Raw genomic sequence first — 18,027 nt, 5'->3', positions numbered from 1 at the left:
GCGGTGATCGGTGATACGAGACCAAGAAGAGACGATGAAGCAGCAGGGTGCGCACCCCGGGGACACGGAGGGCACCTCTGACGCTTCGTCGCGCCCGGGCACTGAGCACGACGGTCCGAAGGGGGCCGCGAAGAAGTCCAGGGCGGCCGCCGAGGAGCCCGACGTCGCCCACATCGACGAGGTGGAGGGCGACGAACCGCTGCTCCCCGCGCGCGTGCACCGCCCGTCCGACCTGATGCGCCTGCTGGTGGGTGTGCTCGCGGTCGCGGTCCTGATCGGGGTCGCCGCCTTCGCGCACGGCACCACCTCGGGCCTCGAACAGGACATCAACAAGGGCACCGGGCAGGCACCCGACCTCCTCATCAAGATCGCGGGGCTGGCCTCCAGCATCGCGATCCTGCTGGTACCGGTCGCCTTCGCCATCGAGCGGCTGATCAAGCGGGACGGGCTGCGCATCGCCGACGGCGTGCTCGCGGCGGTCCTCGCGCACGGTGTGACCCTCGCCACGGACCTGTGGGTGGCCCGGGCCGCCCCCGATTCGATCCAGGAGGCGCTCACCCAGCCCTCCCCCGGCGACATCCACGCGCTGACCGATCCCGTGCACGGATATCTGGCCCCGGTCATCGCCTACATGACGGCCGTCGGCATGTCGCGCAGACCGAGATGGCGCGCGGTGCTGTGGGTCGTGCTGCTCCTCGACGCCTTCTCGATGCTCGTCACCGGGTACACCACCCCGTTCTCGATCATCCTGACCGTGCTGATCGGCTGGACCGTGGCCTACGGGACCCTGTACGCGGTCGGCTCGCCCAACGTCCGGCCCACCGGGCAGACGCTGATGGCGGGCCTGCGGACCGTCGGGTTCCGCCCGGTCAGCGCGTCCCGCGAGGACACCTCGGACAACCCGGACACCGGGGACCGGGGCCGCCGTTACTTCGTCACGCTGGAGGACGGCCCGCCGCTGGACGTGACGGTGGTCGACCGGGAGCAGCAGGCCCAGGGCTTCTTCTACCGCGCCTGGCGCAATCTGACCCTGCGCGGCTTCGCCACCCGCAGCAGCCTGCAGTCGCTGCGCCAGGCCCTGGAGCAGGAGGCGCTGCTGGCGTACGCGGCCATCGCGGCCGGGGCCAACGCGCCCAAGCTGATCGCCACCTCCGAGCTCGGCCCCGACGCCGTGATACTCGTCTACGAGCACAGCGGGGGGCGCACCCTCGACTCGCTGCCGGACGAGGAGATCACCGACGGACTGCTGCGCGACACCTGGCGCCAGGTGAAGGCCCTGCAGTCGCGGCGCATCGCGCATCGCAGGCTGGTGGGCGACGCGATTCTGGTGGATCGTTCCGGCAAGGTGATCCTCACCGACCTGCGCGTCGGCGAGATCGCGGCCGGCGATCTGCTGCTGCGCATGGACACCTCCCAACTGCTGGTGACCCTCGGCCTGCGGGTCGGCGCCGAGCGCACGGTGGCCTCGGCGGTGGGGGTGCTCGGACCCGACGCGGTGGCGGACTGCCTGCCGATGCTCCAGCCCATCGCACTCAGCCGCTCCACGCGCGCGACGCTGCGCAAACTGGCCCGCGAGCGGGCACAGCGCGAACGCGAGGCGGTCCTGGAGGCGTCCCGGCAGGCCAAGCAGGCCCGCCTGGAAGAGAACGCGAACGAATCGACCGTCGTCCTGGAGAAGCCCGACAAGAAGGCCGTACGGGCGGAGCAGCGGGCCGAGAAGCGGGCGATCGACGAGGCCCTGGAGGAGGCGCGCGAGGAGGACCTGCTCACGCAGATCCGGCACGCGGTGCTGCGGATCAGGCCGCAGGCGCCCGTCGAGCCGGCCCGGCTGGAGCGGGTGCGGCCGCGCACGCTGATCAGTTTCATCGCCGGTGCGATCGGCGCGTACTTCCTGCTGACGCAGCTCACGCACATCGAGTTCGGGCCGCTCATCGCCAACGCCGAGTGGGGCTGGGTCGCCGCGGCCGTGCTGTTCTCGATGTGCAGCTACGTCGCGGCGGCGATGGCGTTGCTGGGGTTCGTGCCCGAGCGGGTGCCGTTCGTGCGGACCGTGGCGGCGCAGGTCGCCGGGTCGTTCGTGAAGATCGTCGCGCCGGCGGCGGTGGGCGGGGTCGCCCTGAACACGCGCTTCCTGCAGCGCGCCGGAGTGCGGCCGGGGCTCGCGGTGGCGAGTGTCGGCGCCTCGCAGTTGTTCGGGCTCGGCTGCCACATCCTGATGCTGCTGTCCTTCGGCTATCTGACCGGCACCGAGAAGACGCCGTCCCTGTCGCCCTCCCGGACGGTCATCGCCGGGCTGCTCACGGTGGCCGTGCTGGTGCTCGTGGTGACGTCGGTGCCGTTCCTGCGCAAGTTCGTCGTCACGCGCGTGCGGTCGCTGTTCGCGGGTGTCGTGCCGCGCATGCTGGACGTGCTCCAGCGGCCGCAGAAGCTGGTCACCGGCATCGGCGGCATGCTGCTGCTGACCGCGTGCTTCGTCATGTGCCTGGACGCGTCGATCCGCGCGTTCGGCGACGAGTCCACGTCGATCAGCATCGCCAGCGTCGCCGTCGTCTTCCTCGCGGGCAACGCCCTGGGGTCCGCGGCGCCGACGCCGGGCGGTGTGGGCGCGGTCGAGGCGACCCTGACGGTCGGTCTGATCGCCGTCGGGCTGCCGAAGGAGGTCGCGGCGCCGGCGGTCCTGCTGTTCCGCCTGCTGACGCTGTGGCTGCCGGTGCTGCCGGGCTGGCTGGCCTTCAACCATCTCTCGCGCAAGCAGGCCCTCTGAGACGACCGGGCGGGGAGCAGAGCCTCTCCGGCCCCTCCTACCTCATACGGCACGCGTCCCGCGCGCCCCGTTCGCCGCCGCCGCAGGATGGAACCATGCCATCGCTCCTCCGGCTGCGCGCCGCCGCCCTGACCGCCTCCGCCGTGCTGCTGTCCACCGTGCTGGCGGGTTGCGGCGACGACGCCAAGGACGAGGACCTCACGCGGCAGGACTTGAGCTGGAAGGCCTGCCCGGCCCCGGACGCGGCCCAGGGCGGAGGCACCTCGCCCTCTCCCCTGCCGGACGACGGCGAGTGGCAGTGCGCGACCATGAAGGCCCCGCTCGACTGGGACGACCCGAAGGGCGACACGATCGGCCTGGAGCTGATCCGGGTCAGGACGACCGGAGCGGAGAACGCCCGCATCGGCTCGCTCATCTTCAACTTCGGCGGCCCCGGCGGCTCGGGCGTCACCTCGCTGCCCGCCTTCGCGGAGGGCTACGAGAAGCTGCGCACCCGCTACGACCTGGTCAGCTTCGACCCGCGCGGGGTCGGCCGCAGCGACCCCGTGCGCTGCGAGAACGACCAGCAGCTCGACGCCTACTTCCAGCAGGACGCCACCCCCGACGACGCCGCCGAACGCACCCAGCTCGTGGACAACACCAAGGAGTTCAACAACGCCTGCGAGGACAACTCGGAGCAGATCCTGCCGCACGTGCGCACGACCGACGCGGCCCGCGACCTGGACCTGATGCGCCAGGTACTCGGCGACGACAAGCTGTACTACTTCGGCATCTCCTACGGCACCGAGCTGGGCGGCGTCTACGCCCACCTCTTCCCGAAGCGGGTCGGCCGAGCCCTGTTCGACGCCGTCGTCGACCCCACGCAGGACCCCGAACAGGGGTCGCTGGGGCAGGCCAGGGGCTTCCAGCTCGCACTCGACAACTTCGCCGAGGACTGCGTGTCGCAGGCCGAGGAGTGCCCGATCGGCGACAGCGCGCAGGACGTGAAGGACCGTATCGCCAGACTGCTCGACGAACTCGACCGCACTCCGATCATGGGGATCTTCCCGCGCCAGCTGACCCAGACCGCGGCGACCAGCGGCATCGCGCAGGCGCTGTACTCGAAGGACTTCTGGGAGTACCTCACCGAGGGCCTGGAGCAGGCGTACGACGGCGACGGCAGGATTCTGCTGTCGCTGGCCGACTCGATGAACGGGCGCAGCGAGAACGGCGAGTACAGCAACATCACCCCCGCCAACGTCGCCATCAACTGCGCCGACGACAAACCCCGCTACGACTCCGCCTACGTCGAGCGGAAGCTGCCCGAGTTCCGGGCCGCGTCCGACCTGTTCGGGGATTACCTGGCGTGGTCCATGCTCAGCTGCACCGACTGGGCCGTGCCGGGGGCCGCCGACCACCCGGACGTCAGCGCTCCGGGCTCGGCGCCCATCCTGGTCGTCGGCAACACCGGCGACCCGGCCACGCCGTACGAGGGCGCGCGGGCCATGGTGAACGCGCTGGGCAAGGGCGTCGGCGTCGAGCTGACGTACCGGGGCCAGGGGCATGGCGCCTACGACAGCAAGAACAAGTGCGTGCAGGGGGCGGTGGACGGCTATCTGCTGGACGGAAAGGTGCCGCCGGCGGGGACCGTCTGCTCCTGACACGTGAACGGTACCGACGAACTCGCAGGTCAGAACGTTATCCACAGGTCGAAACGGTCGGCGCGGGATCTGCCTACCATGGCCTGACCGCCATCCGCGGCACGGAGCGGACGGCCTGCGAGGGGGGATGGGCAATGACGCGCTTGGTTCGGTGGACCGCTCTGGCGGCCGCCTCGGCCCTGCTGGCCGCCGGCTGCAGCGGCGGTTCGTCCGACGACGACAGGAGCGGGCTCTCCTGGGGCCGTTGCAAGGCGACCGCCGACGGCCCCGCGCCGAGCAGTGAATGGCAGTGCGCGACGGTGAAGGTGCCGCTGGACTGGTCGAAGCCGGACGGCGAGACGATCGGCCTCGGGCTGATCCGCGCCAAGGCCCGCGGCGGCGACCGCCTCGGTTCGCTGCTGTTCAACTTCGGCGGCCCGGGCGCCTCGGGCGTGTCCATGATGCCGTCGTACGCCCCGGCCGTCTCCTCGCTCCGCGAACGGTATGACCTGGTGAGCTGGGACCCGCGCGGCGTGGGCGCCAGCGAGGGCGTGCGCTGCCGCGGCGACAAGGAGATCCAGTCCGCCGAGTCGGTGGACGTCACACCGGACACCCCCGCCGAGGAGAAGGCGTACGTCGAGGACGCCGCCGACTTCGGCAAGGGCTGCCAGAAGGACGCCGGGAAGCTGATGGCCCACGTCTCGACCGCCGACTCGGCCCGCGACATGGACCGCATCCGAGAGGTCCTCGGCGACGACAGGATGAACTACTTCGGCATCTCCTACGGCACCGAACTGGGCGGCACCTATGCCCACCTCTTCCCGAAGAAGGTGGGACGCGTGACGCTGGACGCGGTCGTCGACCCCACCGCCGACACCGTGGGCCACGCCCAGAACCAGGCCAGGGGCTTCCAGCGCGCGCTGAACGGCTATCTCAGGTCCACGGGCCAGGACCCCGAGGACGGCACACGCAAGATCGCGGACCTGCTCCAGCGCATCGACGCCCGCCCCCTGGCGACCGGGGCGCCGGGGCGGAAGCTGACCCAGACCCTCGCGGTCACCGGCATCATCCTGCCGCTGTACAGCAAGGACAGCTGGCCGACCCTGACGAGCGCCCTGAAGGCGGCGGAGGCAGGCGACGGCTCGGAGTTGCTGGTCCTCGCCGACCGCTACAACGAACGCGACCCATCGGGGCGCTACGGCACGACGACCCACTCCCAGCGGGTCATATCGTGCCTGGACGACAGGCAGCGGCCGACGGTGGCCGACACGAAGAAGCTGCTGCCGCAATTCGAGCGGATCTCCCCGGTCTTCGGGACGTTCCTCGGCTGGGACACGGCCGGCTGGTGCCACGACTGGCCGGTGCCCGGACAGCACGACAACCCGGAGGTGAGCGCCCCCGACGCGGCACCGGTCCTGGTCGTCGGCAACACCGGCGACCCGGCCACGCCGTACGAGGGCGCGCGGAGGATGGCCGGCGAGCTGGGCAAGGGCGTCGGGGTGCTGCTCACCTGGCGGGGCGAGGGGCACGGCGCCTACGGCAGTGGGAGCGAGTGTGTGGACTCCACGGTGGACGCGTACCTGCTGGACGGCTCGGTGCCGAAGGACGGCAAGGTCTGCTCATGACGACGGCGGGGGCTTCGCGCACTCGTGGCGCGCGAAGCCCCCGCCGCGGGGAGAGGGAGGCCGGACACGGCTCAGTGGACCGGCTCGGCCCACTGCACCCGTATGGCTCGCTACACCGGTATGGCTCAGTACACCGGCTTGGACGGCTCGATCTGGTTGACCCAGCCGATCACGCCACCGCCGACGTGCACCGCGTCCGAGAAGCCCGCGGACTTCAGGACCGCGAGGACTTCCGCACTGCGGACACCCGTCTTGCAATGCAGGACGATCTTCTTGTCCTGCGGGAGGCTCTCCAGGGCGGTGCCCATGAGGAACTCGTTCTTGGGGATCAGCCGGGCGCCCGGGATGGAGACGATCTCGTACTCGTTCGGCTCGCGGACGTCGATGATGTCGATGCTCTCGCCGTCGTCGATCCACTCCTTGAGCTGCTTGGGAGTGATCGTGGAGTCGGCAGCCGCCGCCTGGGCCTCTTCGGAGACGACGCCGCAGAAGGCCTCGTAGTCGATGAGCTCGGTGACGGTCGGGTTCTCGCCGCAGACCGCGCAGTTCGGGTCCTTGCGGACCTTGACCTGGCGGTACTGCATCTCCAGGGCGTCGTAGATCATCAGCCGGCCCACCAGCGGGTCGCCGATGCCGGCGAGGAGCTTGATGGCCTCGTTGACCTGGATGGAGCCGATGGACGCGCAGAGCACGCCCAGGACGCCGCCCTCGGCACAGGAGGGGACCATGCCGGGGGGCGGGGGCTCCGGGTAGAGGCAGCGGTAGCAGGGACCGTGCTCGGACCAGAAGACGGACGCCTGGCCGTCGAAGCGGTAGATCGAGCCCCAGACGTACGGCTTGTTCAGCAGCACGCAGGCGTCGTTGACCAGGTAGCGGGTCGCGAAGTTGTCCGTACCGTCGACGATCAGGTCGTACTGGCTGAAGATGTCCATCACGTTGTCGGCCTCGAGCCGCTCCTCGTGAAGGATCACGTTCACGTACGGGTTGATGCCCTTGACGCTGTCGCGGGCGGACTCGGCCTTCGGACGGCCGATGTCGGCCTGGCTGTGGATGATCTGGCGCTGCAGGTTCGACTCGTCGACCTCGTCGAACTCCACGATGCCGAGCGTGCCGACGCCCGCGGCAGCCAGGTACATCAGCGCCGGCGAGCCCAGGCCGCCGGCGCCCACACACAGCACCTTGGCGTTCTTCAGCCGCTTCTGCCCGTCCATCCCCACGTCGGGGATGATCAGGTGGCGGGAGTACCTGCGGACCTCGTCTACGGTGAGCTCGGAAGCCGGCTCGACCAGGGGTGGCAGCGACACGGGGACTCCGTTGGTCGGTCAATCACTACGGTTGTTCTCCCCGTAACAGTGCCATGCCCTTTTTCATTCCGAGACACCTGTTCCGATACGCGAGACGAATTCGTCCCAGTAGCCGGGCATGACCTCCCAGGGATCGGTGCTGCCGCCGCGATCCATGTGGTCGGTGATCCAGACCGTCGCGGCGCCCTGCCAGCGGGCGATGCGCAGCGCCTCGGCCAGGTGCGTGCGGGGGACGCCGTGGACGAAGTGGCAGAAGCGCTCGGGCGCGTGGCCGGCGGTCCACTCGGCCACCTGCGACCAGCGGTAGTCGCTCCAGGGTCCGGAGAAGGTGACCAGTTGGTCGGCGAGTTCGACGTAGCCGGGGTGCGGGTGGATGCCGTGACCGAGGACGATGTGGGCAGCGTCACGGATCACCCGCAGCGTGGCGACCGTGCGGCGGACCTCGGCCAGCCCGGCGTGGTCCGCCGGGCAGCGCTCCAGGAGGAAACCGTCGACCTGGTACCAGTCGACGAACCGGTGGGCGTCCGAGATCAGCTCGCCGAAGTTGCGGGTGCCGTACCGGGTGTCGAGGTGGCCGAGGACGCGGATGCCCGCGTTGCGCAGCCGGCCGGCCGCCTCCAGGCAGTGCGGGTCGGGGCGGGCGCCAGGGCCGTCGGCCACGTTGAGGACCACCCAGTGCAGCGGGGTGCCGGGGCGGGTCAGCTCACCCCACTCGGTGGGGGCGAGAAGGGGGTGCGCATAGCCGGGGACGCCGACGCCGGGGCGCAGTTCCGTGTCCGGGGTGCGCTGCCGGGATCTGGTCAGATGCGGCATGCCGCCTCCATCCAGATGTCGGCGAGGGACTCCTCCAGGCCGATCCGGGGACGCCAGCCGAGCCGGTCGCGAGCGGTGCGCACGTCGGCCTGCAGCCAGCTGCCGCAGCCGTCGGGGTACGGGTACGCGACGGGGGGCGCGTGGTCCGCGTCGGGGCGGGGGTGGCCGATGACCGTGCGCAGGGCGCCGGGCGGTCCGTCGAGCTCGTGTAGGGCGCCGCCGTATCCGGCGACGCGGGCGAGGACGGCGGCGGCGTCGCGCAGGCGCACGGCGCGGCCGGAGCCGATGTTGATGACGCCTTGCGCTGCGGAGAGCGAGGCGGCGTGGACGGCGCGGGCCACGTCGCGGACGTCGACGAAGTCGCGCTGCGCGCCGAGGCCGCCGAGTTTCAGCTCGCCGTCCCCGGACTGCATGGCCCGGCGCATGGCCTCGGCGAGACGGCCCAGCGGGGAGCCGGCGGGGGTGCCGGGTCCGGCCGGGGAGAAGACCCGCAGGACGACGGCGTCCAGGCCGGAGCCGAGGACCAGTTCGGTGGCGGCGAGCTTGCTGACGCCGTACGGGCCGCCGGGCCGGGGCACCGCGTCCTCGGCGGTGGAGGAGCCGGGCTGGCTCGGGCCGTACTCCGCGCTGCAGCCGATCTGCACCAGCCGGGCCCCGCAGCCGCTGCGCCGCAGGGCCTCGCAGACGGTGGCGACGGCGACGGTGTTGTGGCGGGTGAGCTCGCGGGCGCCGCCGCGGGTGGCGCCCGCGCAGTTGACGACGACGCCCGGGTGGACCGCGTCGAGGAAGCGGGTGAGGGCGCCGGGGCTGCCGGAGGCGAGGTCGAAGCGGACGTCGGCGTCGTCACCGCGGCCGAGGGCGGTGAGCTGCACGGCCGGGTCGGCGAGCAGGCGGTCGGCGACGAAGCGCCCGATGTAGCCGTTGGCTCCGATCAGCAGGACTCTCATCGCACGGCTCCCCATGTCGCCGGGGTTCCTGGGTGGGTGATCATGCGGGTTCTCCTCGAGGCGGAAAGGAAGGGGCGGGACGGGTGCTGCCTGCGGCGGTGGGGCCGGTGTCCGCGGCGCTCACCGCGCGGGCTCCGGCGGTGCGTGGGCCGAGGCCCGGGTGAGCTTGCGGGTCGTGTGGACCAGGAGGGCCAGCGCCGCAGCTGCGCAGGTGAGGGTGGGGACGCTGCCGGCACCCCAGGTGGTGACGAGGGTGTCGACGGGGGTGGCCAGGAAGCCGACACCGGGGAGGCGGGAGGCGAAGACCGTGGCGAGGGCGGCCGCCTCGACCGTGGCCGCCGCGGTCAGAACCACGGCGGGGGCGTAGGTGAAGCCGTGCGTGGTGAGGAGGCGGGCCAGGAAGAGGAGGGCGCCCAGGGCGAGGACCTGGGCGTAGGCCGCGGGCTCGCCGAGGGCCGCGCCGCTGAGGGTGAGCAAGGCTGCCAGGGCACCCAGGTACAGGGCGAACACGCCGAGCAGGAGGGGGCGTACGGCGGCGGCGAAGTCCTCCAGGCCGCGGCTGGCCGCGAGTTTGCGGCGTGCTCGGGCGGTGAGGAGGTGCGCGGCCCAGGCGGCGGGTGCGCAGGCCAGGGCGAGGGCCAGGGCCGGGGCTGCGGTGAGGGGCCAGGGGCCGTCGGCCGTGCCGGTGGGCAGAGTGTCGGGGCCTCCGGCGAGTGCGTTGTCGAGCAGGCCATTGCCCAGGAGGGAGTAGGCGACGAGCCACAAGGTCCACGGGGTGGTCCTGCCGGAGGCCGCGCCGGGCCGCGGCCCGGGCCGGTCCGTGTCGGTCCTGCTCAGGGGCCCTCGGCGCAGGGCCGCGTGGAGGGCCAGGGCCACGGCGAGGGCCCCGGCTGCCGCCGCGAACAGGCGCGACTGCCCATGGGTGAGGTGCAGGGCGGCGATGGCGGCGGCGCACAGCGCCCCGGGCAGGAGGGTCAGCAGAACCCAGTCGGCGCGCACGCGGGGCGCGGCGGGCGGGGCGGGCAGGGGGGTGTCTCCGTCCCGGGAGACACGCGCGTACATCTCCTCGGCGAGGGAGAAGACGTCCCGGTGCCGGAAGCGGGCGGCGGTCCGGTCGGTGATGCCGTGCGCCTCCAGCCCGGCGGCGATCTCGAGGGGGTCCACCGCGCGCTCGCAGAGCCCCCGGTGACGGTGCATCAGCGCCTTCACCGGATCGACGGCGCCGCGCCGCGGGGTGGAGGCGACGCGGTCGGCGGCCGACTCCGGCCTCCCAGGCCCTGTGCCGTCACAGGCAGGCTCCGGCTTCCCGGACCCCGTGCCGTCAAAGGCAGGCTCCGGCTTCCCGGACCCCGTGCCGTCAAAGGCAGGCTCCGGCTTCCCGGACCCCGTGCCGTCGAATGCACACTCCGGCTTCCCAGACCCTGCGCCGTCAACGGCAGACCGCGGCTTCCCGGACCTCGTGCGGTCACGGGCGGAGTCGGTCGGGGTTCCCGGTCGGTCCAGTTCTCCCAGGCCGCTCATCGCGCTCCCTCCGGGGCGGGGACGGGAGTGGTGGCGCGTACGGGCCTGCCCGCCGCCCAGCCGGGGCCGCCGCGGGCGGCGAGGCGGGGTGACGCGGTGGTCCAGCGGACGGCGACGTGCGCCTCGGCGGGAACCGAGAACGGCAGCGGCTCTCCCGATCCGTCGAGGACGACCCGGCGGACGGGCGCACGCGAGACGATCTCCAGGTAAATGCCGTGAAATGCCTCGATGTTCTGCTCGACCGTGAACAGTTCGAGGGCCCGGGCGCGAGCGGCGGCCCCCAGGCGCGCACGGCGCTCGGGGTCACGCAGCAGCGCCACGCACGCCTCGGCGAGCGCCCGCGGATTGCGCGGCGGTACGACGAGCCCGGTGCCGCCGATGACCTCCACGACCGCGCCGACGTCCGTCGACACCGTCGCACGCCCGCAGAGCATGGCCTCGGCGAGGCCGACGGGGAAGCCCTCGACGACGCTGGAGAGGACGGTCACGGCACCCGAGGCGTAGGCGTGGGCGGCGGCCGGGAGGTCGGGGCCGCCGATCTCCTCGAAGGACACCGGGTTGTCGCCGGCGGTGTGTGGGCCCGCGGCTTCGTCGGGGAAGAGCTGGGCGGCCAGCGTCCTGCAGTGTCCGAGGTAGGCCGCGCCCTCGGGGCCGGCGGGGGCGCCGACGATGCGCAGGCGCGTCTTCGGCTGCCGCTTGCGGACCTCCGCGAAGGCGTGCAGCAGCGAGACCAGGTCCTTGGCGGGCTCGACGCGGCCGACCCAGACGAGCGCGTCCGGGTCCGCGCAGTCCGGGGACTCGCCCACCTCGGCGAAGGGCCGGGCGTCCATGCCGGGATAGACCGTGCGGAGCTTCTCGCGGTGGGCGCCGCAGCGCTCCTGCCAGCGGCGGGTGTGGGTGTTGCCGGCGGTGACGACCTCGGCCCGCCCGTAGGCCTCGGCCGCGAGCCGGCCCTGGAAGGCGGCCAGCAGGGACCGTACGGCGGGTGGGGCGTCCGGGGTGGTGAGGTAGTGCGTCCGCAGGCGCACGCCGTACTCGGTGACCATCAGGGGTACGCCGGTGAAGTGGCGGGCCAGCAGGCCGGGCAGGACGGCCGTGCCGCCGGACGCGGCGTGGCAGAGGTCGACCGCGCCGAGCCCGTCGTCCTCGTACCAGTCGAGGGAGAGGGGGCGCAGGGCGCGTTCCAGATGGGCGGCGACGGCGAGCAGATCCGGTACGCGCGCCTCGCGCGCGGCGCGATGGGCGCCGGGCGCGCGACAGGCGCGTTCCAGGGTGCTTACGGCGGCCTCCGAGCGGAGGGCTCCCGCCAGCCCGCCCTCGTCGCGGGCGAGTTCGGCGAGGCCGTACAGAGCGTTGGCGAAACGGTCCGCCTCGGAGGCCGACGCTCCTTCGGAGAGGCTCCTGACCGCACCCGAGGCGCCCTCGGGGACCCCGCACAGCACGGCGGCCAGTTCCCCGAAGTGCTCGGTGAACCGCCGGCGTGCACGGCGCCCGAGCACCACCTCGTCGTCCTCGGCCATCCACAGCGGGGCGGTGCGCACCCGGCGGACGTTCGGTGGCAGCGGGATCCAGCCCTCGTCCTCCTGGTGCTCGCTGCGGCTGAGCGCGTAGACGTCGAACTCGTGCTGGGCGAGTCCGTGCACCAGCCGGTCGCACCAGAGCCTGGCGTCACCGCTCACATACGGATAGCCACCCTCCGTAAGCAGTCCGATGCGCACGAGTGCACCCCCGATCTCCCGTATGGGGAGCCGCCGTTGCCCGGCGGCTCGCAGCGGGACGAAGGTATGCGGACAAGGCGGTGGTGCGACGGACGGTTGTCCATCGCACCACCAAAAGGGGTGAACGGTCGTAACTTTCCTGCGCGGGTCGCGTTCTGTCGCGCTAGGAGACCAAGCGGACACGGATCGTCATACCGCGGACGGGTCCCGCCTCCGCTGCGTCTCTCCGCGGCCGGCTCCCGGCGCCGCACCCCGCGTCATGCCGCCGCCGGCTCCCGTCGCCGCACCCCGCGTCATGCCGCCGCCGACTCCCGTCGCCGCACCCCGCGTCATGCCGCCGCCAACTCCCGTCGCCGCACCCGCCGTCGCGCCGCGGCCTGCGGGTCCAGCGCCGGTACCGCGGCGAGCAACTGCCTGGTATAGGGGTCGCGCGGCGACTCGTACACCTCCTCGACGGGCCCTTCCTCGACGATCCGGCCGCGCCGCATCACGGCGACCCGGTCGCTGACCTGGCGGACGACGGCCAGGTCGTGCGCGACGAAGACCAGCGCGAGCCCGAGTTCCCGCTGCAACTCCCCCAGCAGGGCGACCACATACGCCTGGGTGGTGACGTCGAGGGCCGAGACCGGCTCGTCGCAGACGATGACGCGCGGGTCGGCCGCGAGGGCACGGGCGATGCCGACGCGCTGACGCTGCCCGCCGCTGAACTCATGGGGGTAGCGGTCGTAGTGCCCCGCTTCGAGCCCTACGCGCTCCAGCAGTTCCTCCACTCGCTCCCGGATGCGCCCCTCCTGCCGTTCACCTCGGGCGCGCAGCGGGTCGGCGATGGACTCGCCCACGCTGCGGCGGGGGTTGAGGGAGGAGACGGGGTCCTGGAAGACCATCTGCACCGCCGGGTTCACCCCGGTGTGCGGGCGGCCTTCGAAGCCCAGCGATCCGGCCGTCGGCTCCAGCAGTCCGACGAGCATGCGCCCGAGGGTCGTCTTGCCGCTGCCGCTCTCGCCGACGATGCCGAGGGTCTCGCCGCGGCGCAGGGTCAGCGACACGTCGTCCACGGCCGTGACCGCCCGTTTCCCGCGCCCGAACCCGCGCCGCAGGCCGGTCGCCTCCAAGACGACCTCCGCAGGGTCCGTCGAGGCCTTACGCGGCGCGTCCAGCCGCGGGACCGCGGCCAGCAGCTCCCGGGTGTACGGCTCGGCCGGTGCGCCCAGCACGTCGGCGACCGGGCCGTGCTCGACCGCCGTGCCGTGCCGCATCACCAGCACCTCGTCGACGCTCTCGGCGGCGACGCCCACGTCGTGCGTGACGAGCAGCAGGCCCATGCCGGTCTCCTCGCGCAGGGTGTGCAGCAGGTCGAGGACCTGGGCCTGGACCGTCACGTCGAGGGCGGTGGTCGGCTCGTCGGCGATCAGCAGCCGGGGCTCGCACGCGAGCGCCATGGCGATCAGGGCGCGCTGGCGCATGCCGCCGCTGAACTCGTGCGGACGGGACCGGGACCGCCGGGCCGCGTCCGGGATGCCCACCCGGTCCAGGACGTCCACGGCACGCGCGCGTGCCGCCCGCCGGGACGCCCGCGCGTGCACGCGGTACACCTCGGCGATCTGGTCGCCGATCGCGTAGTACGGGTCGAGGGAGGACAGCGGATCCTGGAACACCATGGCGGCCCGCCCGCCGCGCAGCCGCCGCAACTCCTCGTCGGAGGCACGCTGCACATCGGTGCCGGCCACCTCGACCGAGCCCTCGACCCGCGCGCCCGTGCCGCGGTGCAGGCCGAGCAGCGCGGACGCCACGGTCGACTTGCCGGAACCGGACTCGCCGACCAGGGCCAGGGCGGCGCCCTCCTCCAGGCGGAAGGAAAGTCCGTCGACGGCGCGCAGCGCGCCGAACTCCACACGGAGACCGGTCACCTCGACCAGGCTCATGTCAGCACCACCCGTCGGTCGGCCACCGCGTACAGGACGTCCGCGACGGCGTTGGCGAGGACCACGAAGAATCCGATGACCAGGACCATGCCGACCACGACCGGCAGGTCGACGACGTTGACGGCATGGACGAGTTCCTGTCCGATGCCGGGCAGGCCGAACAGGGTCTCGGTGAGCACCGCGCCGCCGATGGCCGATCCGACGTTGTTGGCGTTCAGCGCGATGACCGGGGCGAACGCCCCGCGCAGTGCGTGCCGTCCGACGATCGACCGTTCGCCGACGCCGTAGGCGCGGAACGTGCGGATGTGGTCCTCGGCCAGGGTCTCCAGCATCGAGGCCCGGGTCAGCCGGGCGAACGCGGCGGCTTCGATGAGGGCGAGCGACAGCCAGGGCAGCAGCAGGTTCCACGCCCACTGCTCGGGGTCCTCGGTGAGGGCGACGTACTGCGGGAAGGGCAGCAGCCGCAGTTCACCGCAGACGACGATCATCAGGACCAGGCCGATGACGAAGACCGGAGTGGCCGTGCCGGCGAGGGTGAGGCCGGTCAGCACCCGCTCGGAGAACCGGCCGCGCCGCCAGGCGGAGAGCACGCCCGTGCCGACCCCGAGGATCAGCCAGAGCACCATCGCGCCGGCCACCAGGGACAGACTGACCGGGAGCTTCGCCCAGATCAGCTGCGTGACCTGCTGGTCGCTCTGGTACGACAGGCCGAGGCAGGGCGCGGAGCAGTGCTGTACGGACGTGCCCGTCGAGTAGCCCTGGCCGGCGACGAGGCCCTGGAGGAAGTGCCCGTAGCGCACGAACAGCGGGTCGTCCAGGTTCAGTTGCCGGGCCACCTGGTGCACCTGTTCCGGTGAGCAGCGCGGGCCGCAGGTGATCTGGGCGACGTTGCCGGGGGTGGCGTAGAAGACGACGTAGACGATCACCGAGATGGCGAGCAGGGTGGCCACGGCGGCGACGGTGCGGCGCAGGACGAAGCCGGTGAACCCGTTCATGCCGTGCCTCCCTCGGCCGCCTTCGGCTCCCGCCTGCGGCCCGTGCCGATGCGCAGCCGGGAGGCGGCGCGCGGGTCGAGGGCGGTGCGGACGCCGTCGCCGAGGACGGTGAGGGCGAGCACCGTGACGAACAGGGCGCCTGCGGGCAGCAGCAGGTACTGCGGGGCGGCCTGGTACCAGACGTCGGCGGCGGTGAGCATCTGTCCCCAGGAGGGTGTCGGCGGTTTCACGCCCACGCCGAGGAAGGAGAGCGCGGCCTCGACGGTGATGTTCGTCGGGACGAGCAGCGCGGCGTAGGTGATGACGGGTGCGGCGATTCCGGGCAGCAGTTCGCGGCGGGCGATGCTCCAGGTGCCCCAGCCGCTGAGCCGGGCCGCGGAGACGTGGTCGAGCTCCTTGAGGGTGAGGGTCTGCGCGCGCACGATCCGGGCGATGTTGCCCCAGCCGATCAGGCCGATGACGAGCGCGACGAGCACGGGCCGCGGGAAGCTCGACGGCACGACCGCGAGCAGCGCCAGCGACATGATCATCAGCGGCATGGCGACGATGATGTCCGTGAACCGGCTCAACAGTTGATCGACCCATCGCCTGCCGAGCGCGGCCGCGACACCCAGGGTGATCCCGATGGCGACCTGCACGACGGTCGCGGCCAGGGCGACGCCCAGCGACACGCGCGCGCCGTACACCAGCCGCGCGAACAGGTCCCGGCCGGTCTGCGGTTCGACGCCGAACCAGTGGTCGGCGCCCGCTCCGCCGAGGGATCCGATGGGCACGCCGCCGCGCGCGGAGTCCACGAGGGACGGGTGGTAGGTGGTCGGGTCCTGGCCCTCGACGGCGGTGAGCAGCGGCGCGGCGAGAGCGACCAGGACGAGCAGCGCGACGACTGCGGCCGCGACGAGGGCGGCGCGCTGCGTGCGCAGCCGCCGCCAGAACTGACGGGCCCCCGAGGCGGCCGGGACGGCAGGATCCGTCACGGCCGCCTCGGCGGCGAGAAGTGCCTCGCTCACGGCGTCACTTCACCGCGACCTGCGAGATGTCCAGCACACCGGTCCAGTCGCTGATCACGATGTTCTTGACGTCCTCGCCGTACAGGCGCTTGTAGACGGGGTGGAACAGCGGGACGGTCAGGGCCTTCTCGCCGATCTTCTTGTCCAGTGCGCCCCACCGCTGGGCGGCCTGGTCGAGATCGGTCAGCTTGTTGATCGCGTCGATCTCGGTGTTGACCGACTTGTCGTTCAGCAGGCCCGTGTTGAAGTTCGCGCCGTCCTTGACGATCTGCCGGCCGTCGAAGATCGGGGCGAGGAACGGACCGCCGGAGGGCCAGTCGGCACCCCAGTGGGCGAGGAAGAAGCCGGGCTCGGTCTTCACGTTGTGGATCTTGTCGGAGTAGTCGTTCTCCTCCAGGCCCTGGAGCTTGACGGTGATGCCGGCCTTCTTGAGGGCGTCCTGGATGGCGGTCGCGATCTCGGGGCTGGTCTCGAAGTCCTTGGCGTTGGAGTGCGTCAGCGTGACCGTGAGGCCCTTCGCGTACCCGGCCTCCTTCAGCAGCGCCTTGGCCTTGGCCGGGTCGCCGGCCTTGCCCGCCGGGAAGAGGTCGTACGGCGTGTAGCCGAAGGACTTCTGGTCGGGCAGGAAGGTGGTGGCGGGCTCGGCCAGGGCGGAACCGCCCGCGGCGTTCACCACGGACGACCGGTCGATGGCGTACGAGATCGCCTGCCGCACCTTGGGGTCGTCGAACGGCTTGGTCTTCGGGTTGAACGCGATGTAGTTGGTGTAGCCGAAGTGCCCGGTGCCGACGCGCGAGGCGAGGTCCTTGTCACCGGTGACCTTGGCCAGTTCGGCCGGGCCGAGGTTGGTGTCCGTGGTGACGGCGGCGGCGTCCGCTCCCTGGGACGCGGACAGGCGCTGGTTGATCACGGACGAGTCGAGCCCGGACCGTACGTCGATCTTGTCCGGGTAGGCCTTGCGCTCGGCGTCGGTCGCGGCGGACCAGTGCGGGTTGCGCTCCAGGACCAGCCGCTCACCGTCGTTCTCGTTGCGCACGACCTTGTACGGCCCGGAGGAGACCGGGTGCTCCTCGTACTTCGTGCCGGTGTCCTTGCTCTTCGGGACGGGGGTGAACTGCGTCTGCGTGGCGAGGTAGGGGAACTCGCCCTCGGGCTTGTCCAGATGGAAGACGATGGTCCGCTCGTCCGGCGTCTCGATCGCGTCGAGGCCCTTCTTGTCCTTGTACGGGCCCTGGTAGCCGGCCGCCCCGGTCAGCCAGTCCCGCAGGTAGGGGGCGCCGCCCGACAGCTCGGGGGCGAAGGAGCGCTCGATGCCGTACTTGATGTCGGCCGAGGTGATCGCGCTCCCGTCCTCGTACTTCAGGCCCTTCTTCAGGGTGTACGTCCACTCGGTCGCGTCCTTGTCGGGACGCCCGGTGTCGGTGGCGAGGTCGGGGACGACCTTCGCACCGGCGGCACCGTTCTCGCGGTTGCGGGTGGTGAGGGTGCGGAAGACCAGGGACGGGACGTTGCCGCCGCCGGAGGTGTAGAGGCGAGCCGGGTCGAAGTCCTGCTGGGGATCGGCGTTCAGGACCGTGAGGGTGCCGCCCTTGTGGGGCGTGGAGTCGCCGCCGGCGCCCTTGGCATCGGTGTCCTTCGGCCCGCAGGCGGCGGCACCCGCTGCCAGGACCAGGCTGACGGATGCCGCGGCCACGCGGCGCGCTCTGACGGACGGTTGGCGCATCGGAATGACGACCTCTCGGAAAGGCGCCTCGGAATCACGGATCACGGACTACGGATCACAGATCTCGGA

12 protein-coding genes are annotated in these 18,027 nt (G+C 72.1%); 3 read left to right on the top strand and 9 right to left on the bottom strand.

The features are described 5' to 3' along the window. Positions 1–34 precede the first annotated feature (34 nt). The 3 genes from HDC93_RS30820 (at position 35) to HDC93_RS30810 (ending at position 6,008) form a co-directional block, all read left to right on the top strand. Positions 35–2,764 (top strand): lysylphosphatidylglycerol synthase transmembrane domain-containing protein, encoded by a 2,730-nt coding sequence (locus HDC93_RS30820; protein ID WP_185014123.1) that lies wholly within the window; start codon positions 35–37, stop codon positions 2,762–2,764. A 95-nt stretch (positions 2,765–2,859) separates the two neighbouring features. Then, positions 2,860–4,404, top strand: a complete 1,545-nt coding sequence (locus tag HDC93_RS30815; protein WP_185014122.1) for an alpha/beta hydrolase — start codon at positions 2,860–2,862, stop codon at positions 4,402–4,404. A gap of 134 nt (positions 4,405–4,538) precedes the next feature. Further along, on the top strand, positions 4,539–6,008 hold the full coding sequence (locus tag HDC93_RS30810) for an alpha/beta hydrolase (protein ID WP_185014121.1): 1,470 nt from the start codon (positions 4,539–4,541) through the stop codon (positions 6,006–6,008). A gap of 125 nt (positions 6,009–6,133) precedes the next feature. On the opposite strand, the gene moeZ is transcribed toward HDC93_RS30810, so the two are convergent. From moeZ to HDC93_RS30765, 9 genes are all read right to left on the bottom strand, one after another. Beyond that, on the bottom strand, positions 6,134–7,312 hold the full coding sequence (gene moeZ, locus HDC93_RS30805; RefSeq protein ID WP_031112256.1) for an adenylyltransferase/sulfurtransferase MoeZ: 1,179 nt from the start codon (positions 7,310–7,312) through the stop codon (positions 6,134–6,136). Positions 7,313–7,375: 63 nt separating this feature from the next. After that, on the bottom strand, positions 7,376–8,125 hold the full coding sequence (locus HDC93_RS30800; protein ID WP_185014120.1) for a spherulation-specific family 4 protein: 750 nt from the start codon (positions 8,123–8,125) through the stop codon (positions 7,376–7,378). Then, positions 8,113–9,072: an NAD(P)-dependent oxidoreductase gene (locus HDC93_RS30795; protein WP_185014119.1), complete on the bottom strand. Its 960-nt coding sequence runs from the start codon at positions 9,070–9,072 to the stop codon at positions 8,113–8,115. The genes HDC93_RS30800 and HDC93_RS30795 overlap by 13 nt, the downstream gene beginning before the upstream one ends. Before the next feature lie 120 nt (positions 9,073–9,192). Then, the gene (locus HDC93_RS30790; RefSeq protein ID WP_185014118.1) at positions 9,193–10,593 is read right to left on the bottom strand and encodes a hypothetical protein; all 1,401 of its coding nucleotides are present in this window, start codon (positions 10,591–10,593) and stop codon (positions 9,193–9,195) included. Then, positions 10,590–12,311: a DUF3492 domain-containing protein gene (locus HDC93_RS30785; RefSeq protein ID WP_185014117.1), complete on the bottom strand. Its 1,722-nt coding sequence runs from the start codon at positions 12,309–12,311 to the stop codon at positions 10,590–10,592. The genes HDC93_RS30790 and HDC93_RS30785 overlap by 4 nt, the downstream gene beginning before the upstream one ends. A 329-nt stretch (positions 12,312–12,640) precedes the next feature. Beyond that, positions 12,641–14,233, bottom strand: coding sequence for an ABC transporter ATP-binding protein (locus HDC93_RS30780; RefSeq protein WP_185014116.1), 1,593 nt, complete (start codon positions 14,231–14,233; stop codon positions 12,641–12,643). Beyond that, on the bottom strand, positions 14,230–15,228 hold the full coding sequence (locus HDC93_RS30775) for an ABC transporter permease (RefSeq protein WP_185014115.1): 999 nt from the start codon (positions 15,226–15,228) through the stop codon (positions 14,230–14,232). Before HDC93_RS30775 ends, HDC93_RS30780 begins: the two co-directional genes overlap by 4 nt. Further along, positions 15,225–16,235 carry an ABC transporter permease gene (locus HDC93_RS30770; protein WP_185014114.1) on the bottom strand — a complete coding sequence of 337 codons (1,011 nt, stop codon included), beginning with the start codon at positions 16,233–16,235 and terminating at the stop codon, positions 15,225–15,227. The genes HDC93_RS30775 and HDC93_RS30770 overlap by 4 nt, the downstream gene beginning before the upstream one ends. Positions 16,236–16,239: 4 nt before the next feature. Continuing rightward, a complete protein-coding gene (locus HDC93_RS30765) occupies positions 16,240–17,958 on the bottom strand; it encodes an ABC transporter substrate-binding protein (protein WP_185014113.1) in 1,719 nt (572 codons plus the stop codon). Positions 17,959–18,027 lie beyond the last annotated feature (69 nt).

The organism is Streptomyces sp. AK010 (genome assembly GCF_014207295.1).
In the GTDB taxonomy this organism is placed as follows: Bacteria; Actinomycetota; Actinomycetes; order Streptomycetales; family Streptomycetaceae; genus Streptomyces; species Streptomyces massasporeus.
Note: the sequence above shows the minus strand (reverse complement) of the source record. Positions and strands in the feature narration are given on the sequence as shown.